The sequence below is a fragment of the Stenotrophomonas sp. ESTM1D_MKCIP4_1 genome (genome assembly GCF_003086895.1).
GTDB lineage: Bacteria > Pseudomonadota > Gammaproteobacteria > Xanthomonadales > Xanthomonadaceae > Stenotrophomonas.
In genome coordinates this window covers 1,601,289-1,627,561 of record NZ_CP026004.1, presented here as the reverse complement: position 1 = coordinate 1,627,561, position 26,273 = coordinate 1,601,289, and the positions used below count along the sequence as shown (strand labels likewise).

Sequence of the window (26,273 nt, the reverse complement as noted above, 5' to 3'; positions counted from 1 at the left end):
CGGCGCTGTCCTCCCCTGCCCTCAGTGGTCGTGATGCAGGTAGCGGGCCTGGCGCGGCAGGCGCAGGCTGACCAGGAAGGCGACCACCATCATCACCGTGACATACCAGAAGAACAGTTGTTCGTGGCCCAGGCTCTTCAGGCCCAGCGCGGCGTACTCGGCGCTGCCACCAAAGATCGCGTTGCCGATGGCATAGGCCAGGCCGACGCCGAGCGCACGTACCTGCGGCGGGAACATCTCCGCCTTCACGATGCCGGAAATGGAGGTGTAGAAGCTGACGATGGCCAGCGCCAGCACGATCAGGCCGAACGCGGCCCACGGACTGGTGACGTGCTGCAGGGTGATCAGGATCGGCACGGTGGTCAACGCGCCCAGCGCACCGAACAGCATCATGCTGGTGCGGCGGCCGATGCGGTCGGAGAGCATGCCGAAGAGCGGCTGCATGCACATGTACAGAAACAGCGCGCCGGTCATCACGTAACTGGCCGTCTTGATCGGCAGGTGCACGGTGTTGACCAGGAACTTCTGCATGTAGGTGGTGAAGGTGTAGAAGATCAGCGAGCCGCCGGCGGTGTAGCCGAGCACGGTGAAGAAGGCCGCCTTGTGGTCACGGAAAAGCGCCGACAGGCTGCCGGCATCCTTGTCATCCCGGTCGGCCTCACTCTGGGTTTCGTGCAGGGTACGGCGCAGCAGCAGCGCCACCACGGCCGCGACGGCACCAAGCACGAACGGGATGCGCCAGCCCCAGGCGCGGATCTCCGCTTCGCTCAGCAGGGCTTCCATGATGACGATGACCAGCACCGCCAGCAGCTGGCCGCCAATGAGGGTGACGTACTGGAACGAGGAGAAGAAACCACGCTGGCCGCGCAGGGCGACCTCACTCATGTAGGTGGCGGTGGTGCCGTATTCGCCGCCGACCGACAGGCCCTGGATCAGGCGCGCGACCAGCAGCAGGACTGGCGCCATCGCACCGATGGTGGCGTAGGTCGGCAGGCAGGCAACCATCAGCGAGCCGCCGCACATCATGCTGACCGAGATCAGCAGCGACCTCTTGCGGCCGAGACGATCAGCGATGCGGCCGAACAGCCAACCGCCGATCGGACGCATCAGGAAGCCTGCTGCGAACACGCCGGCGGTGTTGAGCAGCTGCACCGTGGGGTTGGAGGCCGGGAAGAAGGCACCGGCGAAGTAGATGGCGCAGAACGCGTAGACGTAGAAGTCGAACCACTCCACCAGGTTGCCGGACGAGGCGGACATGATGGCGAACACGCGGTGACGCTTCTCCGCCGCGCTGTACTGGGGGAGTGCGTCGGTGCTGGCATTGGACATGGGAGGAACTCCGGGGTGCCGTGGGGGCAGACCTCCCGATCATCCGCCCGACGGGCGTTAGAGGATGTGCACTATCGGGCGGCTGGAGTGCGGTAATCGGCCGACTATGCGTGGCTCCGTAGAGTCGAGCCCGCTCGACTCATGCGGCCGCAGCTCCCCGGTAGAGTCGAGCTTGCTCGACTGATGCGGCAGGTACGGGGTCAGAGCCCCTTGCTTCGCAACGGGATCCGACCCCACTGCAGCTCCCCGGTAGAGTCGAGCCTGCTCGACTGATGGGGCCGGAACGGGATCCGACCCCATCCGGATTCACCACTCCGGCAGCTTCTCCGGCAGCAGGGCGCGGATCGGGGCGCCGTCGGCGCTGGCGGCCAGCTTCTCCGCTTCGGCGATCGGGATGTCCACCTGCAACAGCCAGCCATCTTCGTCCGCCTGTTCGCTGCGGATCACTTCCAGCTGGTGCAGGCGCGCCCGCAGGCGCCCGGCACTGGGCGGCAGACGCAGGTCACCTGTGACGTGCTGCAGCCCCAGGCGTTTGCCCAGCACGCTCTGCAGCAGATCCAGGCCCTGCCCGTCGCGGGCGGAGATCCACACCCGCTCACGCCGGGAAGGATCGGGAATGCCGTCCTGGCCGTCGTGGCGGACTTCCGCCCCTTCGATGCGGTCGATCTTGTTGAACACCAGCAGCTGCGGCAGGTCGCCGGCGCCGACGGCGGTCAGCACTTCGTCAACCTGGGCAATCCGCTCCTCGCGGTGCGGATCAGCAGCGTCGACCAGATGCAGCAGGAAATCGGCCTCGCGCGCCTCGGACAAGGTGGACCGGAACGCGGCCACCAGGTCATGCGGCAGGTCGCGGACGAAGCCCACGGTGTCGGCCAGCACCACGCTGCCGCCGGGCACGGCGATGCGGCGCACGGTCGGGTCCAGAGTGGCGAACAGCTGGTCCGCCGCGTAGGCCTCGGCGCCGGTCAACGCGTTGAACAGCGTCGATTTGCCCGCATTGGTGTAGCCGACCAGCGCAACACGCGGCAGTTCGCTGCGCAGGCGCGCGCGGCGCATCTGGGTACGCTGCACTTCGACTTTCTCCAGCCGCTTCTGCAGCTGCTCCACCCGCTTCTGCAACAGGCGGCGGTCGGTTTCAAGCTGGGTTTCACCCGGACCACGCAGGCCGATGGAGCCGCCGCGCTGGCGCTCCAGGTGGGTCCAGCCGCGCACCAGCCGCGTGGCCAGGTGGCGCAGCTGTGCCAGCTCGACCTGCAGCTTGCCTTCGTGGCTGTGCGCACGCTGGGCGAAGATGTCCAGGATCAGGCCGGTACGGTCGATCACCCGGCGCTGCAGGAAACGTTCCAGGTTACGTTCCTGGCCCGGACTCAGCGAATGGTTGACCAGGATCAGGTCCGCGCCGGTCGCATCGGCCGCCGCCTTGATCTCATCCAGCTTGCCGCTGCCGATCAGGGTCGACGGGTTGGGCCGGTCAAGGCGCGCGGTGATGGTGGCGGCGATGCTGGCCCCTGCCGAGCGGGCCAGATCTCCAAACTCTTCCAGCACATCGTCTTCCAGCTTGCCGAAGTGGGGCTGGATCAACAGGGCGTTTTCACCCTTTTTCGAGCGGTCAAACATTCACCGCTCCGGAATTACTCGTCTGCTTCATCACCCGCCTGACCATTTTCACCCGACTGCACATAGCCACCACCCGGCCCGACCTTCACGTTACGCGCCGGCACCACGGTGGAAATGGCGTGCTTGTAGACCATCTGGCTGACGGTGTTGCGCAGCAGGACCACGAACTGATCGAACGATTCGATCGTGCCCTGCAGCTTGATGCCGTTGACCAGGTACACCGAAACCGGCACGCGCTCGCGCCGAAGTGCATTCAAGAAAGGATCCTGCAGCGATTGTCCCTTGGACATTGCTAACTCCTGATTATTGTTCTTATTGGGTTGCCGGCGGTTGCAACGGCCCCCGAGCCGCCCGCCGACCCATGATGGTACACGGACGGCGACGGTTCAGCGTGCGACGAAGGTCGACACCGCGCCGGCCAGGCGCTCGTGGTCGATATGGGGGTCGAACCAGCGGGCATCAAGCTCGCCGCGCAGCCAGGTCAGCTGGCGCTTGGCCAGCTGCCGGGTCGCGAAAATGGCCTTGTCGCGGAAGCGGGCGGCGTCGCCCTGCCCGTCCAGGAATTCCCAGGCCTGCCGGTAGCCCACCGCACGTACCGCCGGCAGGTCCAGTGGGGCGGTCACGGCGCCCATCTGCGGCTGGGCCCGCAGGGCGCGCACCTCCTCCAGGAAGCCCTGGCCCAGCATGGCGTCGAAGCGGGCCTCGATGCGCTGGTGCAGCACCGCGCGGTCACGCGGCGCCAGGATCAGCTTGAGGGTCCGCACCGGCAAAGGTGCGACGCCGGGGCGGCGCTGCCAGTCGCTGATCGGGATGCCGGTAAGCCGGTAGACCTCGAGCGCCCGCTGGATCCGCTGCGGATCGGTCGCATGGATGCGCGCGGCGGCAGCGGGGTCAACCCGCGCCAGTTCGGCATGCAGCGCCGGCCAGCCACGCTCGGCAGCCTCGGCACTGAGCACCTCACGCATCGTCGGGTCGGCCTCGGGCATCGGCGACAGGCCCTGCAGCAGCGCGCGGAAGTACAGGCCCGTACCGCCGGCCAGGATGGGGGTCTTGCCGCGGGCCACGATGTCGGCCACCACCCGCCCCGCATCGGCGGCGAACTCGGCGGCCGAATAGGTCTGCCATGGATCGCGCAGATCCAGCAGGTGGTGCGGAGCCTGCGCGCGCTCGGCCGCATCGGGCTTGGCCGAACCAATGTCCAGGCCACGGTAGACAAGCGCCGAATCGACACTGACGATCTCCCCGTCCAGTTGCCGGGCCAGCGCGATCGCCGTCGCGGTCTTGCCACTGGCGGTCGGCCCCATGACCGCGATCGCCAGCGGCCGCTGGTCGACGGCCATCAGTCTTCGTCCGGCCAGCGGATCGAGGGCGCCGCATCGACGCGCGGTGCGGGGACTGCGTCCACAGCTTCCCAGATTTTCAGTGCATCGACCGTGGCCGCCACATCATGCACACGCACGATGCGAGCGCCGCGCTGCACCGCGATCAGGTGCGCCGCCACCGAAGCCGATACCCGCTCGGCGGGTACATCGCGGCCGGTCAGTTCGCCCAGGCTGCGCTTGCGCGACAGGCCGGCCAGCATCGGCACGCCCAGCTCGAGAAAACGCTCGGAACGGGCCAGCAGGGTCATGTTGTGGGCGGTGGTCTTGCCGAAGCCGAAGCCCAGGTCGATCACCAGGTTCTTCCTGGCAATACCGGCCATTTCGGCCGCAAACAGGCGCTGCACAAGGAAGCCATGGACCTCGGCCACCACATCGGCGTAATCCGGGTCGGCCTGCATGTGGCCGGGTTCGCCCTGCATGTGCATCAGCACCACCGGCACGCCGGTGCCGGCGGCTGCGTCCAGCGCGCCTTCCTGACGCAGGCCGAAGATGTCGTTGATCATGCCGGCGCCCGCCGCCACCGCCGCGCGCATCACCTCCGGCTTGAAGGTATCGATGCTGATCGGCACCTGGGTACGGGCGGTCAATTGCTCGATCACCGGGACTACGCGCTGCAGTTCTTCTTCCACCGAGACCGGCGCAGCGCCGGGGCGAGTCGATTCACCGCCGATATCCAGCAGGTCGGCGCCCTCCTCCACCAGCTTCAGGCCATGGGCGACGGCGGCCTCGGTGCTGTCGTGCGCGCCACCATCGGAGAACGAATCCGGGGTGACGTTGACGATGCCCATGACGCGAGCGCGGTCCAGGCGCAGGATGCGGCCGGCGCAGTCGAGCTGGGGGGAGATATCGAACATGAGGCGATCCTGCGGGCAACGGTGTTTAGTTTAAGTCCGCAGACCCGCACGCTGCATCCTGTGGTACTGCCGGCCGCTGGCCGGCACGCAGATCGGGTACGGCAATGCCGCCTCGATCAGAAGTCGCCCAGGCGCGCGTTGTCAGTCGGCGCAGCCAGCCAGGCCGCCAGATCTTCGCCGATCGCGTTGACGGTGCGGTCGAGGACCGTGCAGGAGCCCTTGAAACCGGCGAAGGCACCACCGCGGGAGATCCGCCTTGCGGTGACCGTCGCGACCTGGTGGCCATCCTCGAACAAGGCACCACGCACCGCGGCAGACTTGAAGTGTCCGACAAAGGCGTTGCCTGCGCTCTGCGCTTCGACCAGCTCCAGCCTCAACGAGCGCCCGTTGCCGCTGTCGGCACCCACCGGCCCGGATACCAGGGTGTTGCCGTGGCGGGCGGCATTGCTGGCAAGCGACTGCGCCAACGTGGCACCGATGCTGCACTCGCTCTTGATGGCGTCGGCGATGATGGCCGAATCAGCGAAAGGTACCGGCTGCATGACGCGGATCTCAGCGGCGGCGGCGGGCAGGACAACGGTCGCCAGCCCTGCCAGGGCAAGCGGAAGCAGCAGTTTCATGGTGATCCCCTGTAAACCCGGCCTCCCCCTATGGCGGCCGTGGTGGCGCATCCTGACGCGCAGCAGAGGCATCGCGCAAGGCCTCATCCACGCATGGCGTGGATCTACCGTGTCGACCAAGGTCGACACCTACCAACAGCCGCCGCTTCGGCAGGTACAGGGCGCCGCCCTGCCGAAAACCCTCAACGCTGACGGCGGCGCTTCCGGTCTACGTACAGGGTCTTGATGATGCTCAGCAGGATGCCGACGGCAATGCCGACGCCGCAGCCCAGCAGCAGGTTGTCCACGGTCAGGCCCACGGCAACGCCGACGACGGTGGCGATGACCATTTCGACGGTGTGGGAAATCGGTTGCGGCGGGGGAACGGACATGCGGGCTCCAGCGTAAGGCGGTGAATTCAGTCGGGCCTCGGCCCGGAAACAACGAGGCCGGGTTTCCCCGGCCTCGTCTGCGATCAGCAATGGCGGGCAGTCAGTGCGACTCGGCCGGGCCCGCGATCGGCGGCAGCGGACGGGCGTCGCCGCCCTTGTCGTTGCCACCGCCGTCCTTGTTGGACTTGCTCCAGCCCGCCGGCGGCGGCGGATCGCGGCCTTCCATGATGGCGTCGATCTGCGGTGCGTCGATGGTCTCGTACTGCAGCAGCAGCTGCGACATCGCGTGCAGCTTGTCCAGGTTGGCCGTCATAAGCTCGGTCGTGCGCGCATACGCCTCATCGAGGATGTTGCGCACTTCCTCATCGATGCGGCGCGCGGTGTCGTTGGACACGCTCTTGTGCTGGGTGACCGAACGGCCCAGGAACACCTCGTCATCCTCTTCGCCATAGGCGATCGGGCCGAGCTGGTCGGACAGGCCCCACTTGGTGACCATGTTGCGGGCCATCTTGGTGGCGCGCTCGATGTCGTTGGAGGCACCGGTGGTGACCTTGTCGGCACCGAAGATCAGCTCCTCGGCCACGCGGCCGCCGTACAGCGAGCACAGCTGCGACTTGATCGCCACGCGGTTCATCGAGTACTTGTCGCCTTCCGGCAGGTACATGGTCACGCCCAGCGCACGACCGCGCGGGATGATGGTGACCTTGTAGACCGGGTCGTGCTCGGGCACCAGGCGACCGACGATGGCATGGCCTGCCTCGTGGTAAGCGGTCAGGGTCTTCTCTTCTTCGCTCATGGCCATCGAGCGGCGCTCGGCACCCATCAGGATCTTGTCGCGGGCACGGTCGAAGTGGTCCATGCGGACCTCCTTCTCGTTGCCACGCGCGGCGAACAGGGCCGCCTCGTTGCAGAGGTTGGCCAGGTCGGCACCGGAGAAGCCCGGGGTACCACGCGCGATCACCATCGGCTCGACGTCGTCGGCCAGCGGCAGCTTGCGCATGTGCACCTTCAGGATGTGCTCGCGGCCCTTCACGTCCGGCAGGCCGACCACCACCTGGCGGTCGAAACGGCCCGGGCGCAGCAGCGCCGGGTCCAGCACGTCCGGACGGTTGGTGGCGGCGATGACGATCACGCCTTCACCCCCCTCGAAGCCGTCCATTTCAACCAGCAGCTGGTTCAGGGTCTGCTCGCGCTCGTCGTGACCGCCGCCCAGGCCGGCACCACGGTGGCGGCCGACGGCGTCGATTTCGTCGATGAAGATGATGCACGGCGCGTGCTTCTTGGCCTGCTCGAACATGTCGCGCACGCGGCTGGCGCCGACGCCGACGAACATTTCCACGAAGTCCGAACCGGAGATCGAGAAGAACGGCACCTTGGCTTCGCCGGCGATGGCCTTGGCCAGCAGGGTCTTGCCGGTACCCGGCGGGCCCACCATCAGCACGCCGCGCGGGATCTTGCCGCCCAGCTTGGTGAACTTGGAGGGGTCACGCAGGAAGTCGACCAGTTCGCCCACTTCTTCCTTGGCCTCGTCGCAGCCGGCAACGTCGGCGAAGGTGACCTTGATCTGGTCTTCGCCCTGCAGCTTGGCGCGCGACTTGCCGAAGGACATGGCGCCCTTGGCGCCGCCGCCACCGCCCTGCATCTGGCGCATGATGAACAGCCAGAAGCCGATGATCAGGATGACCGGCAGGAAGTTCATCAGGATGGCTGCGAAGGAAATGCCGCTGGACGGCTCTTCCTGCACGATGTCCACGTTCTTGGTACGCAGCACGTTGATCAGGTCGCGATCAGCCGGTGCGGCGATGGTGGCCGTCTGGCCGCCACGGGTGGTGTAAGTGATCTGGTTGGTCAGGCCGCGCGAATCGCCACCGAAGGTGACCTTCTGCACGTTGCCGCTGTCCACCTGGTCCAGGAACTGCGAATACGTCGCGCCCTGCGCCCCGGCCCCGGAGGACTTGGGCGAGAAGCTCTGGAAGACCACCATCAGCACGACGGCGACGACCACCCATAGCAGGAGGTTCTTGGTCAAGTCGTTCATCCTCATTGGCTCCGGCGTTCCTCTTAGTGCGGGTGTTGCGTTGGGGTCGAGCGTACTCGGCGAGCTTACTTCATGTGGGCGCGTTTTCCCTGTCCCAAGGCATACACCTCGGGCGAGCGCTTGCGCGAGGCTTCCGGCTTGCGGATGGAGACCTTGTCGTACCGGCGGCGCATTTCGCGCACGTAATCGTCAAAGCCCTCGCCCTGGAACAGCTTGATCAGGAACGCCCCACCGGTCTTGAGGTGGTTGTCGGCGAAGTCCAGCGCAAGCTCGGCCAGGTGCATCATCCGCGGCTGGTCGACCGCGCCCACACCACTCTTATTGGGGGCCATGTCCGACAGCACAAGGTCTACCGGCTGATCCCCGAGCATGGCTTCAAACTGCGATAGGACGGCTTCTTCCCTGAAGTCACCGTGAAGGAACTCCACGCCGGCCAGCGGCGGCATGTCCAGGATGTCCAGGGCAAGCACCCGGCCGGTGTCGCCGATCTGTCTCCGGACCTGCTGAGACCAGCCCCCCGGGGCCGCACCGAGGTCGACCACCACCATATGCGGCTTCAGCAGCCGGTCACGTTCGAGCAGCTCTTCGAGCTTGTAGGCCGCACGCGAGCGCATGCCTTCGGCCTGCGCCTTCTTCACGAAGGGGTCGGAGAAGTGTTCCTTGAGCCAGCGCTGGCTGCTTTTGCTACGGGTGGCCATTGGAAATAGGGGCTGATGGGGTCGTCATGATACCCTGATCGTCCCATTCAACCGCCTTTTCCTGCATGTCCATCGCCCTGACCGCTTCCCAGACCCGTTTCCTGCGCGGCCAAGCCCACGACCTCAAGGCTCTGCTGCAGACCGGCGGCAAGGGCATCACCCCGGCTTTCATCGCCGAGCTGAACGAAGTCCTGGAACGCCACGAACTGGTCAAGGTGAAGGTTGCCGCCGAGGACCGCGACGCCCGTGACGCGATGATCGCCGAGATCGCCGAGGCCACCGAGGCGGCGCTGGTGCAGCGCATCGGCCACGTCGCCGTGCTGTACCGCCCGAGCAAGGAACAGCGCCAGATCGTGCTGCCGCGCGGCTGATCGCCCTGCCCCCATGCAGCTGAACCACGAACCGCCCGATTACGCCTACAGCCTGCGCGCCGCCGACGGCCGTTCGGCCAAGGTCAACGACCAGGTGCTGGGGCAGAGCTTCTTCCTGACCCCCGACCAGCTGGTTGCGCAATGGCCGGTGCGCCAGGCAGCCGAGCTGCAGCTGGCCGACCTGGAACCGATCCTGGCGCTGAACCCGGCCCTGATCATCCTGGGCACCGGCGAGCGCCAGGTGTTTCCGCCGGCCGCAGTGATGGCGGCCTGCCTCTCGCGCGGTATCGGCCTGGAAGTGATGAACAATCCGGCTGCGGCGCGCACGTTCAACATCCTTGCCGGCGAAGGCCGCAAGGTGGCCGCCGCCTTCATTCTGGAAGGTTGAGGCCGGAGCCGCCGGGCGTTACCCGGATCAGATCGCGATACCCATAGCGCCCGGGCCGATGCTCGGGCGTTTTTGTCTCGCCGCGAAGAGCAGCCGAGCAAGGCTCGGCTCTACAGGTGATGGATTGCAGGCTGCCTGTAGCGGCCGTGCCGATGCTCGGGCGGCGCCGCATCGCGGCGCAAAGTCCCCGGGCACGGCCCGGCGCTACCCCGTCAACGCGCCGGCAGATACTGCTGCGGGTCGACCGGTTTGCCGTTGTAGCGTATCTCGAAGTGCAGCATGTCGCGGTTGGCGCCGGAGCGGCCCATCTCGGCGATCTGCTCACCCGCCTTGACGTTCTGACCTTCGTTGACCAGGCGCTTGCGGTTGTGGCCATAGGCCGACAGCCACTGGTCACTGTGCTTGATGATGATCAGTTCGCCATAGCCCACCAGGCCGGCGCCGGAGTACACCACCACGCCATTGGCGGTGGCACGCACGGCAGCGCCGCTTGCGCCGGCAATGTCCACACCCTGCTTGGTCGCATCGCCGGCCACGTAGCGGCCCACGATCGCGCCGTCGGCCGGCCAGCGCCAGTCGATGTTGCTCTTCACCGGCCCCACCGGCGCGGTCGCCACCGGTACCGTCGTGGTCGTGCCTGCGGTACCGCGCGGCGGGGTCACCACCGTGGTCGGCGCGCGGCCACCCGTGGCACCGGCCGGATACAGTCGGATGACCTGGCCAGGGTAGATCTGCGAGGGATTGTCCAGACGGTTCCAGGCGATCAGGTCGGCCGGGGTGATGTCATGGATGCGGGCCAGTGCATAGATCGTGTCGCCCTTGCGCACGACCACGGTCTGCCCGGGCTTGGGCACCGACGTCTTCGGCGTGCTGACACTGCTGCCCCCCGTGCTGCCACTGCTGCCGCCGCCCGGCCGCACGACGGTGGCGGTGCCACAGGCAGCCAGGGTGGATACCAGCAACGCCAGCGCGCCAATGCGCACTCCCTTGCTCAGACGATCTGCACTCATGCGAACTTCGACCTCCATACAAGCCAGGCGACCAGCACCACCACCAGCGCGGTGGCGATCCAGCCCAGCGGTTCAATCCAGCGACGCAGCGCCGCTTCGGCACGGGCACCGCCGATACGGATGACCGCCGCCAGCACGTACACGCGCTTGCCGCGGCCGATCAACATGCTCAGCAGGTACTGTGGCATCGGCACCCCGACGATACCCGAAGCCCACGTGAAGACCTTCATCGGGATGGGCATGAACCCGCCCAGCACCAGGAAGGTGAACACCGCCCATGGCGACTCGGCCATCTTGCCCTGCACGGTGGCGATGCCCTGTTCGATGGCCGGCAGCATGCCCAGCGCCTCGAACAGAGGCTTGATCGCCTCGAATGCGAAATGCCCCAGTGCATAGCCGACCACCGCGCCGACCATCGAGCCGGCCAGGCTGAGGGTGGCGAACCACCAGCCGCGCTTGGGCTGGGCCACGCACATCGGCGCCAGCATCACCTCCGGCATGACCGGGAAGATGATGGCTTCAAAGAAACTCAACACCGTCAGGTAGGTCGGCGCGCGTTCGTGCGCCGCCCACTTCATCGCCCGCTCGTACAGCGGCCCGAAAATCTTCATGCAACCCTGCTCCGTGGATTCAATCGAGCATGCCAGACAGCAACGGCACGAACGTGACCGGTGCCAGCACGCGTTGTTCGATGCTGCCGTCGTCCTTGCGGTCCAGCTGCACCAGCGACTGGCCGCCGGGGCCGCCCACCGGTGCCACCAGACGTCCGCCCACTGCCAGCTGCTCGACCAGGGCATCGACCAGGGCCGGTGCCGCCGCCGTGACCACCACCGCATCGAAAGGACCGTGCTCGGCCCAGCCGACCCGGCCGTCGTCATGCTTGGTGCGGATGTTCATGCCCAGCGCGCGGAAGCGCTTGCGCGCCTGCCGCAGCAGGTCACCGATACGCTCGACGGTGTAGACCTCCACGCCCACCGCGCCGAGCACGGCTGCCTGGTAGCCCGAACCGGTGCCGACTTCCAGCACCTTTTTCGGCGCCACCTGCAGCACCGCCTCGGTCATCCGGGCCACCACCCATGGCTGGGAAATGGTCTGGCCATGGCCGATCGGCAGAGCGGTGTCTTCGTAGGCGCGCGAGGCCAGGGCCTCGTCGATGAACAGATGCCGCGGAACCACCCGGATCGCGTTCAGCGTGGACTCGTCGACGATGCCGGCCTCGCGCAGGCGATCCACCAGGCGGTCGCGCACCCGCTGCGAGGTCATGCCGATGCCGACGGCTTCCGGTTGCAGGCGCAGGCGTGGGCTCATGCGGGCTGGTCCAGCGCGGCGCTCAGTCCGCCGACCCAGCTGGCCACTTTTTCCAGCGCCTGGTAGCGGGTCAGGTCGACCTGGATGGGCGTGATCGAGATATGACCGGTACGCACGGCGTGGAAATCGGTGCCCGGGCCGGAATCCTGCTCGCGCCCCGCCGGCCCGATCCAGTACACCTCGTTGCCGCGCGGGTCTTTCTGCGCGATGCAGCCTTCAGCACGATGGCGGTTGCCCAGCCGGGTCACTTCAAAGCCCTTGACCTCGCTCCATGGCAGGTCGGGGACGTTGACGTTGAGAATGGTGTCAGCCGGCAGCGGATCGGCCTTCAGCCGGGCGACGATCTCCACCGCAGCGCGCGCGGCGGTCTCGAAGTGCTTCGGCTCGTGGTTGCGGGTAACCAGCGAAACGGCCACGGCCGGCAGTCCGAGAAAGCGCCCTTCCATCGCCGCCGAAACGGTGCCCGAGTAGATGACGTCGTCGCCGAGATTGGCGGCGTTGTTGATGCCGGATACGACAATGTCAGGCTCGAATTCCAGCAGTCCGGTCAGCGCCAGGTGCACGCAGTCGGTCGGGGTACCGGCCACCGAGACCGTGTAATGGTCGATGCGCTTGAGCCGGATCGGCAGGTCCAGGGTCAGCGAGTTGCTGGCGCCGGAACGATCCCGGTCGGGCGCGACTACCGTCACTTCATGGCCGGCCTCACGCAGCACGGCGGCAAGCATCCGGATGCCTGCGGCGTCGACGCCATCATCGTTACTGACCAGGATGCGCATCTTCGATTTAACCGCTTGATTTTCCAAGAATTCGATTCCGTCACCTTGTCGCGTGGGCGGGATCCGCCCGGCTCCCCAGGGAAGCCGGCGATCACGCTAGTGCGTCGGGTATTGTGCCGCAAGCGGGCCGCCGGTCCTACCCTGCCAGTGGTGATGCGCGTCATCGAATCGACATAGGCAGACCTGCGCGGGCGGTTTACCCTGTGCGCATGTCCCACCCTGATGACGAAGATCCGGCCGCCCTGTTCCGCGCGGCCATCGGCGAAGTGAAACCGCTGCGCAAGGAAGTCGAACCGGCGCCTGCCGCGCCGCGACCGAAACCGCGCGCGCGCATGGCCGAACGCGACGAAGCCGAGGCGGCGGGTGAGTTCGCCCGCCTGCTGCGCGACAGCAGTCCACTGGAAGCCGGCGATACCGCCAGCTACCGGCGCGACAACCTGCCGCCGCGCATGTTCCAGCGCCTCAAGCGCGGCCAGTATTCCGTGCAGGACGAACTGGACCTGCACGGTGCCACCGCCGCACAGGCCGAGGCGCTGCTGCGGCAGTTCCTGCTGGAAGCGCACGCGCACGAGTACGGCTGCGTGCGCATCATCCATGGCAAGGGCCTGCAGTCCGATGGCGGCGCACCGGTGCTGAAGAATCTTGTCGACCGTCTGCTACGGCTGCGCAACGACGTGCTGGCCTTCCATTCGGCACCGACCGGCCAGGGCGGCACCGGCGCAGTGCTGGTGCTGCTGGCGCGGCGTTGACGAACCCGGCGGCGACCGGCCCGGTAGAGTCGACTATTAGTCGACTGCTTCTTGCGGCAGCGCGCGAAAAGCCCGCGTTGCGCGCGATAGTCGACTGACAGTCGACTCTACCCCCCCGGCCCCGCACCTGTACCGTCAGGCCTGCGAGGCGTCTTCGACCGGGCCGAGTTCGTGCAGCAGGGCGGTGGCGTAGCAGCCTGGCGGCAGGGCGAACGAAAGCTCCAGCACGTCGTCGGCCAACCACTGATGCTGCAGCAGGGCCGGACGCAGGCGCAGCGCGCGGCGTTCCTGCTTCAGGCGGGCGCCTTCCAGTCCCACTCGCAGCGCCTGCGACTCCTCATCGTCCAGCGCGGCCAGTTCCAGTGCGCGGGCAGCATCGGTACTGCGCAGTTCGCCCTCACCCCACAGCGGCGCGCTGGGGTGGATGTCGAAACGTGCCAGGCGCTCGGCCAGCACATCGGTGTAAGGCTCGGGACCGAACACGCTGCGGCTGCCATCCAGCATCCACACTTCGCCGTCCAGCGGCTGGTCCCAGCTGCCCTGCTCCACGCGCGTGGCCAGCACGCGGTTGAACAACGCCGAGCGGGCAGCCGACAGCAGCAGTGAACGCTGGTCCTGACGCATGCGACGGCCACCGAACATGGCCAGCGCCGCAGGCACGTTGCCGCCATCACGACCAAACCGCTGTTCGCCGAACCAGTTCGGCAGGCCACGGTGGGCGATCTGCTGCAGGCGCTCGTCGATCGCTGCGGCATCGCCCTGCACCTCGCGCAGCACCAGCTTGAAGCGGTTGCCGGCCAGCGCGCCGCGCTGCAGCTTGCGGTTGTGCCAGGTGGCATCGATCACTTCGATCTCGTCGCTGGCCAGGCTGGCCAGGTCGGGGGCGACGCGCTTGGGCAGGTGCACGCTGAAACGCTGGGTGGTGACCGCGTTGCGGTCCTTCATGCCCGCATAGCTGACCGCCATCTCCGGCAGGCCCGCCCACTTTGCCAGCACCTTCGCGACGTGCACCGTATTGGCGCCGCGCTTGCGGATGTGCAGCAGCAGGTGCTCGCCTTCGCCGGTGGCCTCGAAAGCCGGCAGTTCGTCGACCTGGAAATCCTCCGGCGTGGTGCGGATGCGTGCGCGCAGCAGCGGCTCGCCAAAGGCCAGCGGTACCGGAATCATGCCGCCACCAGCAGGACCACGGCCTGCGCGGCGATGCCTTCGCCACGACCGGTGAAGCCAAGCTTCTCCGACGTGGTGGCCTTGACGCTCACCGCGTCCAGCGGCAGCTGCAGCAGGCCGCCGATGCGTTCACGCATCGCCAGTGCATGCGGGCCGACCTTGGGCCGCTCGCAGATGACGGTGATGTCGGTGTTGCCGACGCGCCAGCCGCGCTCGCGCAGCAGGCTGTCGCAGTGGCGGACGAAATCGCTGCTGTCCGCGCCCTTCCAGCGGTCATCGCTGGGCGGGAAATGCTGGCCGATGTCGCCCAGCGCGATGGCGCCGAGCATGGCATCGCACAGCGCGTGCAGGATCACATCGCCATCGCTGTGCGCAAGCACGCCGCAGCTGTGCGCCACGCGGATGCCGCCCAGCATGATGTGGTCGCCTTCACCGAAGGCATGGACGTCGTAGCCCTGGCCGATGCGGACGGGCGGGAACGGAGCAGTGCTCATGGATGAAACCCTTGCAACAGGGCCGCGCGGGCGTTCAACCGGCGCGGCGGGAAAGTACGAACTCAAAACGGTCGAGGTCGGCCGGGGTCGTGACCTTGAAATTATCCTCGCTGCCTTCGACCAACAGCGGGCGCTGACCCTGACGCTCCATGGCCATGGCCTCGTCGGTGACCTCGACGCCACCCGCGGCGGCACCGGCCAGCGCACGGGTGAGCTGGTGGCGACGGAACAGCTGCGGCGTCAATGCGCGCCACAGCCGCTCGCGCGGCTCGGTGCCATCGATGCCACCATCGTCGCCGGCACGCTTGAGGGTGTCGCGCACCGGGGCGGCGAGGATCGCGCCGACCGGGTCGGCACGCCCCACTTCCAGCAGGCGGCCCAGATCGGCCAGCGACAGGTTGGGCCGTGCGGCATCGTGCACCAGCACGAATTCATCAGCGCGTACGCTGTCGGGCAAGGCCTGCAGGCCTGCCAGCACCGACGCGGCACGGGTTGCCCCGCCCACGCATGTCAGTACCGGCTTGCCGGACCATTCGGTCCAACCCGGCCAATCGGCATCGTCCTGGCCGATCACCACCATCGCCCCGGCCACAGCCGGGTGCGCCAGCAGCGCATCCAGGGTATGGGCGAGCAGGATCTGCCCGCCCGCCTGCAGGTACTGCTTGGGCAGCGGCGCACCGAAACGGGCGCCGCGCCCGGCAGCCGGAACAACCGCCCAGATGGCCGCGCTCACGGCACGTCCGCCGGGTGGTCACCGACCTGCGCCGCGCCCGGTGCAGCCTGCGCCGGACGGACCGGCGCATCCTCCACCACGCGGTAGAACTTCTCGCCGGGCTTGATCATGCCCAGCTCGCTGCGCGCGCGTTCTTCAATGGCGGCCTGGCCTTCCTTGAGGTCCTTCACTTCAGCAGCCAGCGCATCGTTGCGCTGCTGCAGACCTTCATTATCGCGTTCCTGGTTGGCGACCTGGGCTTCGAGCATCATCACTTCACCCGAATTGCCCGGGCCGAACCAGAAACGGTACTGCAGCCATGCCAGCAGCAGGGCCAGCAGCAACAGCAGCCAGCGCCAGTCGCGCATGGGATCAGCGCTTCAGCGACACGAACGCGTCACGACCGGCGTAACGCGCGCTGGCGCCAAGGGCTTCCTCGATGCGCAGCAGCTGGTTGTACTTGGCCACGCGATCGCTGCGGCACAGCGAGCCGGTCTTGATCTGGGTGGCGGTGGTGGCCACGGAGATGTCGGCGATGGTGGTGTCTTCGGTTTCGCCCGAACGGTGCGAGACCACGGCGGCGTAGCCGGCACGGTCGGCCATGGCGATCGCTTCCAGGGTTTCGCTGAGGGTGCCGATCTGGTTGACCTTGATCAGGATCGCGTTGGCGGTGCCCGAGTCGATGCCTTCCTGGAAGATCTTCGGGTTGGTGACGAACAGGTCGTCGCCCACCAGCTGGACCTTCTTGCCGATGCGGTCGGTCAGCAGCTTCCAGCCCGCCCAGTCGTTCTCGGCCAGGCCGTCTTCGATCGTGATGATCGGGTACTGCGCGGCCCAGTCGGCGAGGAAGTCGACGAACTGTTCGGAGGTCAGGCGCTTGTTCTCGCCCACCAGGTTGTACTTGCCGTTCTCGAAGAACTCGCTGGAGGCCACGTCAAGGCCCAGCAGCACGTCTTCACCGGCGGTGTAGCCGGCCTTGCCGATCGCTTCCAGGATGGTGTCCAGCGCTTCGACGTTGCTGCGGAAGTCCGGCGCGAAACCGCCTTCGTCACCCACCGCAGTGCTCAGGCCGTGGCTCTTCAGCACCGACTTCAGCGAATGGAAGATTTCGGTACCAGCGCGCAGCGCTTCGGAGAACGAGGTGAAACCCACCGGCAGCACCATGAATTCCTGGAAGTCGACGTTGTTGTCGGCGTGGGCGCCGCCGTTGATGATGTTCATCATCGGCACCGGCAGCGCCGGGGTTGCGCCGGTCTTGCCGGCCAGGTACTGCCACAGGGCCTGCTTGCTGGAGGCGGCGGCCGCATGCGCGGCGGCCATGGAAACACCCAGCAGCGCGTTGGCGCCCAGGCGGCCCTTGTTCTCGGTGCCGTCCAGATCGATCAGGCGGCGGTCCAGCCCGGCCTGGTCAGTGGCTTCAAAGCCCTGCAGCGCGCTGGCAATGGTGGTGTTGACGTTGTCGACTGCCTTGCGCACGCCCTTGCCCAGGTAACGGGTCTTGTCGCCATCACGCAGCTCCACCGCTTCCTTGGTGCCGGTCGAGGCGCCGGAGGGGACCGCGGCGCGACCGAACGAACCGTCCTCCAGGATGACTTCGGCTTCCAGCGTGGGGTTGCCACGGCTGTCGAGGATTTCACGGGCGTGGATGCTGCGGATCGTACTCATGGTCGGGCCGGTTACCTGTATGGAGGGAATGCGACAAATGTGAAATGCCGCGTGATTATCCCCGGCTGCCCGTCGCTTGCCAAATGCTGTGGTCGGCCACAACGGGATCGGCGCCCCCTGCCAGCAGCGGCACGGCAATCAGCAGGCCCAGCAACACCAGCAACAACGCGGCCACGGCAGCCATGCCACGGCCCCGCTGCGTGCGCCAGGCCAACACCGAGGCCACGCCACTGCCGAGCGCGGACAGTGCCAGCACGACAACGGCCAGCATCAGCGCCCACTGCACTGCGGCCAGTGCCTGGCTGCCATCACCAGGCGTGCCGATTGCAGACAGGAACACCATCACGCCTGCGGCGACCGCCGCCCAGGCCAGCACGGCAAGGCCCAGCGCGCAGGCGCCCCAGGGCCATGGCCGGCGCGGCGCGCGCGCGGAAGCACTCATGGGATCACTGTCGTGCATCAGGCTCATCGTATGAATGCGTTTCGCGTGAATGGGGCCAGTGCCGGCCGTCGAATGCTCAATGCTGCGCCCAGATGGCCCAGGCCAGCAGAGCGGAGGGCACGGCCAGCAGCAGTGCGGCCAGTCCGGCGACACCACGTGCGCGCTGCAGGCGCCAGCCCAGCAGCGCGCTGGTGGCACTGGCGGGATACATCACTGCGGACGCGATCAGGGACACCCGCAATGCGGACGCCTGCCACTGCGGCGCGGCACCGTCGCCCGGCATGCGTGTACCAGCGGCGCCGAGCAACACCGCGTAGCCGAACGCGCCCCAGGCCAGCAGGCCCAGCGCCAACGCCACCCAGCCCCACGGCCAGCTGCGCCAATGCCGCCGGCGACGCTGGGCTTCCAGCGCCGCCCACGGGTCCAGACTCACGCGAAGCGCGAGAAACCGTGCTTCTTGGTGACCGCGTCGAGCTCCATCAGGGTCTCGAGCAGGGCTTCCATCTGGTCCAGCGGCCACGCATTCGGGCCATCGGAGAGCGCCTTGGACGGATCCGGATGGGTCTCGGCGAACAGACCGGAGATGCCCACAGCCACGGCAGCGCGCGCCAGCACCGGCACGTGCTCGCGCTGGCCACCGGAGCTGGTGCCCTGCCCGCCCGGCAGCTGCACCGAATGGGTGGCATCGAACACCACCGGGCAGCCGGTGTCGCGCATCACCGCCAGCGAGCGCATGTCGCTGACCAGGTTGTTGTAGCCGAAGCTGGCACCACGCTCGCAGACCATGATCTGCTCGTTACCGGTGGACTTGGCCTTCTCGACGACCGGCTTCATGTCCCACGGCGCCAGGAACTGGCCCTTCTTGATGTTGACCGGCTTGCCGGCAGCACACACCTTGCGGATGAAATCGGTCTGGCGGACCAGGAACGCCGGGGTCTGCAGCACGTCCACCACCGAGGCCACTTCGTCCATCGGGGTGTATTCATGCACGTCGGTCAGCACCGGCACGCCGATCTGCTTCTTCACTTCGGCCAGCACCTTCAGGCCCTCTTCCATGCCCGGGCCGCGGAACGCGGTACCCGAGGTACGGTTGGCCTTGTCGAAGCTCGACTTGAAGATGAAGTTGACGCCGAGGCGATCGGTGATCTCCTTCAGCTTGCCGGCGGTATCGAGCTGCAGCTGCATCGACTCGATCACACAGGGGCCGGCGATCAGGAACAGGGGCTGGTCCAGCCCGACCTCGAATCCACACAGTTTCATGGCGTTTCCTTGTTGTCCGCTGCACCGGCAAGGCCGGCGCGCTGGGGTTGAAGCATGCAGGATGGGGGCCGAAGCCCCCATTCACAAGTCAGGCGCGGGCTTCGGCCAGCAGCGCGCCACCGGCCTTGCGCTCGCGCGCGGCACGGATGAAACCGATGAACAGCGGGTGGCCGTCACGCGGCGTGGACAGGAATTCCGGGTGCGCCTGGCAGGCCAGGAACCACGGATGCGCGTCACGCGGCAGCTCGACCACTTCCACCAGGGTGTCGTCCATCGACTTGCCCGCGATCACCAGGCCGGCATCTTCCAGCTGGGTGCGGTAGCGGTTGTTGAACTCGTAGCGGTGGCGGTGACGCTCGGCCACCACATCCTTGCCGTACAGCTCGCGGGCCAGGGTGCCCGGCTTCAGGCGCTGTTCCTGCAGGCCCAGGCGCATGGTGCCGCCCAGATCGCTCTTGTCGTCACGCTTTTCGACATCGCCGGTGGCCGTGCGCCATTCGGTGATCAGGCCGATCACCGGGTCCGGCGACTGGCGGTCGTTCTCGGTGCTGTTGGCGTTTTCCAGCCCCAGCACGTTGCGCGCGTAGTCGACCACGGCGGCCTGCATGCCGTAGCAGATGCCGAAGTACGGCACGTTGTTCTGGCGGGCGAACTGCGAGGTCAGCACCTTGCCCTCGAAACCGCGGTCACCGAAGCCACCCGGCACCAGGATGCCATCGACATCGGCCAGCGCGGCCATGTCGGTGCCTTCCAGTTCCTGCGCTTCCAGCCACTTCAGGTTGACCTTGGTGCGCTGGCGCAGGCCGCCGTGCTTGAGGGCTTCGCCGACCGACTTGTAGGCGTCCTGGTGGTCGACGTACTTGCCGACCACGGCGATGGTCACTTCGTCCAGCGGGTGCAGGGTCGCGTCGACCGCGTCTTCCCACATCGACAGGTCGACCGGGCCGGCCTTGTCGGCCAGCTTCAGCTGGTTGACCACGATCTCGTCCAGGCCCTGCGCATGCAGCCCGGAGGGAATGCGGTACAGCACGTCCACGTCCGGCACGCTGATGACGGCGCGTTCGGAGACGTTGGTGAACTGGGCAATCTTGCGGCGTTCCGAATCCGGCACGGCCTGTTCGGAACGGCACAGCAGCACGTCCGGCTGGATGCCGATCGAGCGCAGTTCCTTCACCGAATGCTGGGTCGGCTTGGTCTTCAGTTCGCCAGCCGCACCGATGTACGGCACCAGGGTGAGGTGCATGAACAGCGCCTTCTCCGGGCCGCGTTCGGTGCGCACCTGGCGGATCGCTTCAAGGAACGGCAGCGATTCGATGTCGCCGACGGTGCCGCCGATCTCGACCAGGGCCACGTCGTAGCCTTCGGTGGCCTCATCGATGCAGCGACGGATCTCGTCGGTGATGTGCGGAATGACCTGCACGGTCGCGCCCAGGTAGTCGCCGCGGCGCTCCTTGCGGATGACGTTCTCGTAGATGCGGCCGGTGGTGACCGAATTCTTGCGGCTCAGGCGGGTACGGACGAAACGCTCGTAGTGGCCCAGGTCGAGGTCGGTCTCGGCACCGTCGTCGGTGACGTAGACCTCACCGTGCTGGAACGGGCTCATGGTGCCCGGATCGACGTTGATGTACGGGTCGAGCTTCATCATCGTGACCTTCAGGCCACGCGCTTCGAGAATGGCGGCCAGTGACGCAGCGGCAATACCTTTGCCGAGCGAGGACACCACGCCGCCGGTTACGAAAATCAAGGGAGTCATGGCTGCAAGCATCCTGTCTGGAAATGGAAAACGGCAGCGCCACGCCTGCCCGAGGGGCGGGCGTGGAGCAGAAAGGGGGTTTTCCGGTTCGCTGGGGCAGCGAGGGAGGTGCGGCGCCGGTCGGCGGCAGGCGCCGGACGGGGACCATCGTGCGAGGTCGGGGCGGCCGTGCCGGCCGATTCGACCGTCACCTGCGACCCGCATTGCTGGAGGCCACGCATGGCCGGTCCAGCCCATTCGCAAATGGTGGACACGCACTACTCCCGGAAAGCCATAGTTTACAGATAGAGGGCCGCCAACCCAAGGGGCAGATGGCGTCACTACTAAAAGAAAACGCCCCGCGCTGCGGGGCGTTCAGGGGCCAGCGCCTTGCGGCAGCGGCCTCGGCGGCGGAAGCCTTACCGCTTCTTCCTCGCCTCTTCCTCTTCTTCCTGCTGCGGGGCCGGCTGGCCCTTCGCCTTCATCTGGGCGTTGGCCTGGGCACGGCGCTTGGCCTTGGCATCGGCCTCGGACTGTGCGGCCTTGTCAGCCTGGTCACCCTGCTGCGGGGCCGGCTGGCCTGCGTTCTGCGCCATCACCAGCGGCACTGCAACGGCGGCAGCGGCCAGGATCGCAACGGTCAGCAACTTCTTCATGGAGTCCTCCTCCCGGTATGGCCTGGACATGGGGGCGCCGGTGTCCAGATTCCAGCGGCTGTCATTTTACCCCCTCCCCGGCGCCGAGGCTGAACCGCAGGCGTGCAAAATCCCCGTCCACACCGCACACTTGCGCGTCGCTCCGCGCTTTGAAGATAGATGAACGCACGCTATAACGCCGCCGATATTGAAGTCCTGTCCGGCCTGGACCCGGTCAAGCGCCGTCCTGGCATGTATACCGACACCGCGCGCCCGAACCACCTGGCGCAGGAAGTGATCGACAACTCGGTGGACGAGGCCCTCGCCGGCCACGCCCGCTCGATCGAGATCACCCTGTACAAGGACGGCAGCGTGGAAGTCAGCGATGACGGCCGCGGCATGCCGGTGGACATCCACCCGGAAGAGAAGATCCCGGGTGTCGAACTGATCCTGACCCGCCTGCACGCGGGCGGCAAGTTCAGCAACAACAACTACACCTTCTCCGGCGGCCTGCATGGCGTCGGCGTCAGCGTGGTCAACGCGCTTTCGACCCTGGTGGAAGTCCACATCAAGCGCGAAGGTTCCGAGCACCGCATCACCTTCCGCAACGGCGACCGCGCCACTCCGCTGGAAGTGGTCGGCACGGTGGGCAAGAAGAACACCGGCACCCGCGTGCGCTTCTGGCCGGACCCGAAGTACTTCGATACGCCCAAGTTCGCCGTGCGCGCGCTCAAGCACCTGCTGCGCGCCAAGGCCGTGCTGTGCCCGGGCCTGACCGTGAAACTGACCGACGAAGCCACCGGCGAAGTCGATACCTGGTACTACGAAGACGGCCTGCGCGATTACCTGAAGCTGGAACTGGGCGACCGTGAGTCGCTGCCGGCCGATCTGTTCGTGGGCAACCTGAAGAAAGACACCGAGGTGGTGGACTGGGCCGTAGCCTGGCTGCCGGAAGGTGAGCTGGTGCAGGAAAGCTACGTCAACCTGATTCCCACCGCCCAGCACGGCACCCACGTCAACGGCCTGCGCACCGGCCTGACCGAGGCGCTGCGCGAGTTCTGCGACTTCCGCAACCTGCTGCCGCGCGGCGTCAAGCTGGCCCCGGAAGACGTCTGGGACCGCGTGTCGTTCGTGCTGTCGCTGAAGATGACCGACCCGCAGTTCAGCGGCCAGACCAAGGAACGCCTGTCCTCGCGCCAGGCCGCCGGTTTCGTCGAGGGCGCCGCCCACGATGCCTTCAGCCTGCTGCTGAACCAGAACGTGGAGCTGGGCGAGAAGATCGCGCAGATCGCCATCGAGCGCGCCAGTGCGCGCCTGAAGACCGAAAAGCTGGTCGTCCGCAAGAAGGTCACCCAGGGCCCCGCCCTGCCCGGCAAGCTGGCCGACTGCATCAGCCAGGACCTGTCGCGCACCGAACTGTTCCTGGTGGAAGGTGACTCGGCAGGCGGCAGCGCCAAGCAGGCGCGCGACAAGGACTTCCAGGCGATCCTGCCGCTGCGCGGCAAAATCCTCAACACCTGGGAAGTGTCCTCCAACAGCGTGCTGGCCTCGGAGGAAGTGCACAACCTGGCCGTAGCCATCGGCTGCGACCCGGGCAAGGAAGACATCGCCGGCCTGCGCTACGGCAAGGTCGTCATCCTTGCCGATGCGGACTCGGACGGCCTGCACATCGCCACCCTGCTGACCGCACTGTTCCTCAAGCACTTCCCCGCCCTGGTCGATGCCGGCCACGTGTTCGTGGCGATGCCGCCGCTGTTCCGCATCGACGTGGGCAAGCAGGTGTTCTACGCCCTGGACGAGGAAGAGAAGCGCTCGATCCTGGACAAGATCGAACGCGAGAAGATCAAGGGCGCAGTCAATGTCACCCGCTTCAAGGGCCTGGGCGAGATGAATCCGCCGCAGCTGCGCGAGTCGACCATCCACCCCGATACGCGCCGCCTGGTGCAGCTGACGGTGGATGACGGCGAGCAGACCCGCTCGCTGATGGACATGCTGCTGGCGAAGAAGCGCGCTTCCGATCGCAAGGGCTGGCTGGAAAGCAAGGGCGACCTGGCGTCGCTGGAAGCCTGATCCCCGCGCGGGGTCGGATCCCTTTCCGCAGGAAAGGGCCCTGACCCCGATGTTGGTCGTGCCCGGTTGTCGGGGTCAGAGCCGTTTTCCCGTGGAAAACGGATCCGACCCCAGGCTCCCCCTCATCTGCGTGGACCCTCGTATTGGCCAGCCATTCGCTGCTGTTCCCGGGACTGCCGCTGCACAGCGCGCGGCTGGTCCTCAGCCCGATCCGTCGTGACGATGCCGCTGCGTTGTTCGCACTGCAGTCCGACCAGGACGTGATGCGCTTCTGGAACCATCCGGCGTGGACGCGGCCCACCGAAGCCCGCGCGCAGATCGACGACGATCTGGCCGCACAGGCCACCGGCACCCAGCTCAAGCTGGCCGTGCGCGAATCGCTGGACGGTCCGCTGCTGGGCATCTGCGTGGTGTTTGCGCTGGACCGCGATGCCGCACGCGCCGAAATCGGCTACCTGCTCGCCCCGGCGAAACAGGGCCAGGGGTACATGCACGAGGCACTGCAGCAGCTGCTGGCCTACCTGTTCGACACCCTGCACCTGCACCGGGTGGAGGCGGAAATCGATCCGCGCAACCAGCCCTCGGCGCAGGTACTCGACCGCCTCGGCTTCCACCTGGAAGGTGTGCTGCGCCAGCGCTGGCGCATCCAGGGCGAGCTGTCCGACTCGGCGGTGTACGGCCTGCTGGCCGACGATGAGGCCCGCGGCGCCCTGCCCGCTTGACCGAATCTGGCCGCAACGGGCCCCCACCGGCAGCCATGCCTTTGGACACATCCCGCGCGCCGGGCAGCGGCCTAGCATCGGGATCCCCTTCCGCTACCGCTCCGGTGCCATGAAGTCCCTGCTGCACATCGCCGCGCTCTGCGTCGGCCTGCTCGTTGCCCCTGCTTGCGCCATCGCCGCACCTGCCGCCGATTCCAAGCCTTCCCCCCAGACCGACAAGACCGAAGCGCCCGCGCTGCCGGCCGACGCCTCCGTGCGCCAGAACATGCGTCTTGCTGGCCGCACGCTGGACTACACCGCCACCGTCGGCACCCTGCCGGTACGGGATGCGCAGGGCAAGGTGATTGCCGATGTGGTCTTTACCGCCTACACGATGCCCGGCAAGGACCGGCCGGTGACCTTCGCCCTCAACGGCGGTCCGGGTGCCTCGTCGGTCTACCTCAACATGGGGGCGATCGGGCCGAAGGTAGTCACCTTTGGTTCGGAAGGCGACAGCGCCTCGGCGCCGGCCACGCTGCACGACAATCCGGGCACCTGGCTGGACTTCACCGATCTGGTGTTCATCGACCCGGTCGGCACCGGCTTCAGCCGTGCGCGCATCAGCGACGACGAGGCCAAGAAGCAGCTGTACAACCCCGGCGCCGACATCGAGTACCTGTCGCGCTCGATCTACGACTGGCTGCTGCGCAACCAGCGCATGGGCGCACGCAAGTACCTGACCGGCGAAAGCTACGGCGGCTACCGCGGCCCGCGCATCACCCACTACCTGCAGACCCGCCTGGGCGTGGCGATGAACGGCCTGGTGCTGGTATCGCCGTACCTGAGCCCGACCCTGGAAGACAACGCGGATGTCTCACCGATGGCGTGGATGCAGACGCTGCCGTCGATCGCCGCAGCGCACCTGGAGCGCCAGGGCAAGCTGACCGATGCCGCCATGCGCGAGGTGGTGGAGTACACCCGGGGCGATTACGCGACCGCGCTGATGAAGGGCCGCAGCGATCCGCAGGCCACCGAGGCGATGCTGCGCCGGGTGACCGAACTGACCGGTCTGGACCCGCAGTTCGTGCGCCGTGCCGGTGGTCGCCTGGAGACGCAGGCGTATCTGCGTGAGGTGTTCCGCGACAAGGGCACGCTGGGCAGCCGCTACGATTCCAACGTGACCGCGTTCGATCCGTTCCCGAACGATCCGGAACAGCGCGCCAATGACCCGCTGCTGGACAGCATCATCGCGCCGACCACGACGGCGATGGTCGACTTCGTGACGCGCGTGGTCGGCTGGAAGGTCGACGCGCGCTACCAGGCGCTGAACTACGACGTGAACCGGCTGTGGGACCGGGGTGGCGAGCTGCGCCAGGGCGCGGTGACCCAGCTGCGCCAGGCGGTGGCGATCGACCCGCACCTGCAGGTGCTGATCGTGCATGGCTGGAACGACCTGTCGTGCCCGTTCATGGGTTCGATCCTGACGGTGGACCAGATGCCGGCGATGGGCACCGACCCGGACCGGGTGCAGGTGCGCAGCTATCCGGGCGGGCATATGTTCTACAGCCGTGCGGACAGCCAGGCGGCATTCCGCAGGGATGTGCAGGCACTGTTCCAGCGCAACTGAGGGATGGTGGTGGCCGGGCCTGCGGCCCGGCACCCGCTGGATCAACTGCAACTGCAACTGCAAAAGCTGGGATTCCGTGGGTTGGCGGGGTGGGTCCGGCTGCGGGGGACGCCGTCAACCCATCCATGGGGGCTTGGTCGCGGCATCCATGCCGCTCACACCCCCGCAACCGGACCCATCCCGCCTTCGACAGTTTCCTGCGAGCTGTCGGTGGGTGCCGACCGTTGGTCGGCACGGGCTCTGCCCCTGGCTCTGCT

The 26,273-nt window shown here is 67.2% G+C and carries 29 protein-coding genes; 6 read left to right on the top strand and 23 right to left on the bottom strand.

The window, feature by feature from the left end:
• Positions 1–21: 21 nt before the first annotated feature.
• The 9 genes from C1924_RS07590 to rlmE form a co-directional block, all read right to left on the bottom strand.
• On the bottom strand, positions 22–1,329 hold the full coding sequence (locus C1924_RS07590) for an MFS family transporter (protein ID WP_108764745.1): 1,308 nt from the start codon (positions 1,327–1,329) through the stop codon (positions 22–24).
• 306 nt (positions 1,330–1,635) lie between these two features.
• Complete coding sequence (hflX, locus tag C1924_RS07585) at positions 1,636–2,946, bottom strand: ribosome rescue GTPase HflX (protein WP_108764744.1); 1,311 nt, start codon at positions 2,944–2,946, stop codon at positions 1,636–1,638.
• A gap of 14 nt (positions 2,947–2,960) precedes the next feature.
• Entirely contained in the window at positions 2,961–3,236 is a 276-nt protein-coding gene (hfq, locus tag C1924_RS07580; RefSeq protein WP_079221450.1) for an RNA chaperone Hfq, read from the bottom strand.
• Between the two features lie 96 nt (positions 3,237–3,332).
• Positions 3,333–4,286 (bottom strand): tRNA (adenosine(37)-N6)-dimethylallyltransferase MiaA, encoded by a 954-nt coding sequence (gene miaA, locus C1924_RS07575; protein WP_108764743.1) that lies wholly within the window; start codon positions 4,284–4,286, stop codon positions 3,333–3,335.
• Positions 4,286–5,182, bottom strand: a complete 897-nt coding sequence (gene folP, locus C1924_RS07570) for a dihydropteroate synthase (RefSeq protein WP_108764742.1) — start codon at positions 5,180–5,182, stop codon at positions 4,286–4,288. The genes miaA and folP overlap by 1 nt, the downstream gene beginning before the upstream one ends.
• Before the next feature lie 116 nt (positions 5,183–5,298).
• The gene (locus tag C1924_RS07565) at positions 5,299–5,802 is read right to left on the bottom strand and encodes a hypothetical protein (protein WP_108764741.1); all 504 of its coding nucleotides are present in this window, start codon (positions 5,800–5,802) and stop codon (positions 5,299–5,301) included.
• 182 nt (positions 5,803–5,984) lie between these two features.
• Complete coding sequence (locus C1924_RS07560) at positions 5,985–6,173, bottom strand: hypothetical protein (RefSeq protein ID WP_108764740.1); 189 nt, start codon at positions 6,171–6,173, stop codon at positions 5,985–5,987.
• Positions 6,174–6,273: 100 nt separating this feature from the next.
• Positions 6,274–8,211, bottom strand: coding sequence for an ATP-dependent zinc metalloprotease FtsH (gene ftsH, locus C1924_RS07555; RefSeq protein WP_174208949.1), 1,938 nt, complete (start codon positions 8,209–8,211; stop codon positions 6,274–6,276).
• Between the two features lie 65 nt (positions 8,212–8,276).
• Positions 8,277–8,909: a 23S rRNA (uridine(2552)-2'-O)-methyltransferase RlmE gene (gene rlmE / locus C1924_RS07550; protein ID WP_006431652.1), complete on the bottom strand. Its 633-nt coding sequence runs from the start codon at positions 8,907–8,909 to the stop codon at positions 8,277–8,279.
• Positions 8,910–8,974: 65 nt separating this feature from the next.
• Between rlmE and yhbY the strand changes: the two genes are divergently transcribed.
• Both yhbY and C1924_RS07540 read left to right on the top strand, forming a co-directional pair.
• Positions 8,975–9,280, top strand: coding sequence for a ribosome assembly RNA-binding protein YhbY (gene yhbY, locus C1924_RS07545; RefSeq protein ID WP_108764738.1), 306 nt, complete (start codon positions 8,975–8,977; stop codon positions 9,278–9,280).
• Positions 9,281–9,293: 13 nt separating this feature from the next.
• Positions 9,294–9,668, top strand: coding sequence for an Mth938-like domain-containing protein (locus C1924_RS07540; RefSeq protein WP_108764737.1), 375 nt, complete (start codon positions 9,294–9,296; stop codon positions 9,666–9,668).
• A gap of 212 nt (positions 9,669–9,880) precedes the next feature.
• On the opposite strand, the gene C1924_RS07535 is transcribed toward C1924_RS07540, so the two are convergent.
• Genes C1924_RS07535 through surE form a run of 4 tightly spaced genes read right to left on the bottom strand, consistent with a single transcriptional unit; the run spans position 9,881 to position 12,762 of the window.
• On the bottom strand, positions 9,881–10,678 hold the full coding sequence (locus tag C1924_RS07535) for a peptidoglycan DD-metalloendopeptidase family protein (protein WP_108764736.1): 798 nt from the start codon (positions 10,676–10,678) through the stop codon (positions 9,881–9,883).
• Positions 10,675–11,289, bottom strand: coding sequence for a YqaA family protein (locus C1924_RS07530; RefSeq protein WP_108764735.1), 615 nt, complete (start codon positions 11,287–11,289; stop codon positions 10,675–10,677). Before C1924_RS07530 ends, C1924_RS07535 begins: the two co-directional genes overlap by 4 nt.
• Before the next feature lie 19 nt (positions 11,290–11,308).
• On the bottom strand, positions 11,309–11,986 hold the full coding sequence (locus C1924_RS07525; RefSeq protein ID WP_108764734.1) for a protein-L-isoaspartate(D-aspartate) O-methyltransferase: 678 nt from the start codon (positions 11,984–11,986) through the stop codon (positions 11,309–11,311).
• Positions 11,983–12,762, bottom strand: a complete 780-nt coding sequence (surE, locus tag C1924_RS07520; RefSeq protein ID WP_108764733.1) for a 5'/3'-nucleotidase SurE — start codon at positions 12,760–12,762, stop codon at positions 11,983–11,985. Before surE ends, C1924_RS07525 begins: the two co-directional genes overlap by 4 nt.
• 209 nt (positions 12,763–12,971) lie before the next feature.
• Between surE and C1924_RS07515 the strand changes: the two genes are divergently transcribed.
• Positions 12,972–13,511 carry a Smr/MutS family protein gene (locus tag C1924_RS07515; protein WP_108764732.1) on the top strand — a complete coding sequence of 180 codons (540 nt, stop codon included), beginning with the start codon at positions 12,972–12,974 and terminating at the stop codon, positions 13,509–13,511.
• Between the two features lie 135 nt (positions 13,512–13,646).
• Here the strand turns inward: C1924_RS07515 and truD are convergent, their stop codons facing one another.
• From truD to C1924_RS07465, 10 genes are all read right to left on the bottom strand, one after another.
• Entirely contained in the window at positions 13,647–14,678 is a 1,032-nt protein-coding gene (truD, locus tag C1924_RS07510) for a tRNA pseudouridine(13) synthase TruD (protein WP_108764731.1), read from the bottom strand.
• Positions 14,675–15,172 (bottom strand): 2-C-methyl-D-erythritol 2,4-cyclodiphosphate synthase, encoded by a 498-nt coding sequence (gene ispF, locus C1924_RS07505; protein ID WP_079221436.1) that lies wholly within the window; start codon positions 15,170–15,172, stop codon positions 14,675–14,677. The genes truD and ispF overlap by 4 nt, the downstream gene beginning before the upstream one ends.
• 34 nt (positions 15,173–15,206) lie before the next feature.
• Positions 15,207–15,905: a 2-C-methyl-D-erythritol 4-phosphate cytidylyltransferase gene (gene ispD / locus C1924_RS07500; protein WP_108764730.1), complete on the bottom strand. Its 699-nt coding sequence runs from the start codon at positions 15,903–15,905 to the stop codon at positions 15,207–15,209.
• A complete protein-coding gene (gene ftsB / locus C1924_RS07495; protein WP_108764729.1) occupies positions 15,902–16,252 on the bottom strand; it encodes a cell division protein FtsB in 351 nt (116 codons plus the stop codon). Before ftsB ends, ispD begins: the two co-directional genes overlap by 4 nt.
• Positions 16,253–16,256: 4 nt before the next feature.
• Positions 16,257–17,549: a phosphopyruvate hydratase gene (gene eno, locus C1924_RS07490; protein WP_108764728.1), complete on the bottom strand. Its 1,293-nt coding sequence runs from the start codon at positions 17,547–17,549 to the stop codon at positions 16,257–16,259.
• Between the two features lie 55 nt (positions 17,550–17,604).
• Entirely contained in the window at positions 17,605–17,991 is a 387-nt protein-coding gene (locus tag C1924_RS07485) for a hypothetical protein (protein ID WP_216821581.1), read from the bottom strand.
• Positions 17,992–18,067: 76 nt separating this feature from the next.
• The gene (locus C1924_RS07480) at positions 18,068–18,424 is read right to left on the bottom strand and encodes a hypothetical protein (protein WP_108764727.1); all 357 of its coding nucleotides are present in this window, start codon (positions 18,422–18,424) and stop codon (positions 18,068–18,070) included.
• Complete coding sequence (gene kdsA, locus C1924_RS07475) at positions 18,421–19,251, bottom strand: 3-deoxy-8-phosphooctulonate synthase (protein WP_079221430.1); 831 nt, start codon at positions 19,249–19,251, stop codon at positions 18,421–18,423. Before kdsA ends, C1924_RS07480 begins: the two co-directional genes overlap by 4 nt.
• An 88-nt stretch (positions 19,252–19,339) precedes the next feature.
• Entirely contained in the window at positions 19,340–21,004 is a 1,665-nt protein-coding gene (locus C1924_RS07470; RefSeq protein WP_108764726.1) for a CTP synthase, read from the bottom strand.
• Between the two features lie 398 nt (positions 21,005–21,402).
• Positions 21,403–21,639, bottom strand: a complete 237-nt coding sequence (locus C1924_RS07465; RefSeq protein ID WP_108764725.1) for a hypothetical protein — start codon at positions 21,637–21,639, stop codon at positions 21,403–21,405.
• A 159-nt stretch (positions 21,640–21,798) separates the two neighbouring features.
• On the opposite strand from C1924_RS07465, the gene parE reads away from it, so the two are divergent.
• The 3 genes from parE to C1924_RS07450 all read left to right on the top strand — a co-directional run bounded on the left by parE (position 21,799) and on the right by C1924_RS07450 (position 26,016).
• A complete protein-coding gene (gene parE, locus C1924_RS07460) occupies positions 21,799–23,688 on the top strand; it encodes a DNA topoisomerase IV subunit B (protein WP_108764724.1) in 1,890 nt (629 codons plus the stop codon).
• Positions 23,689–23,831: 143 nt separating this feature from the next.
• On the top strand, positions 23,832–24,410 hold the full coding sequence (locus C1924_RS07455) for a GNAT family protein (protein ID WP_108764723.1): 579 nt from the start codon (positions 23,832–23,834) through the stop codon (positions 24,408–24,410).
• 109 nt (positions 24,411–24,519) lie between these two features.
• The gene (locus tag C1924_RS07450; RefSeq protein WP_108764722.1) at positions 24,520–26,016 is read left to right on the top strand and encodes a S10 family peptidase; all 1,497 of its coding nucleotides are present in this window, start codon (positions 24,520–24,522) and stop codon (positions 26,014–26,016) included.
• Positions 26,017–26,273 lie beyond the last annotated feature (257 nt).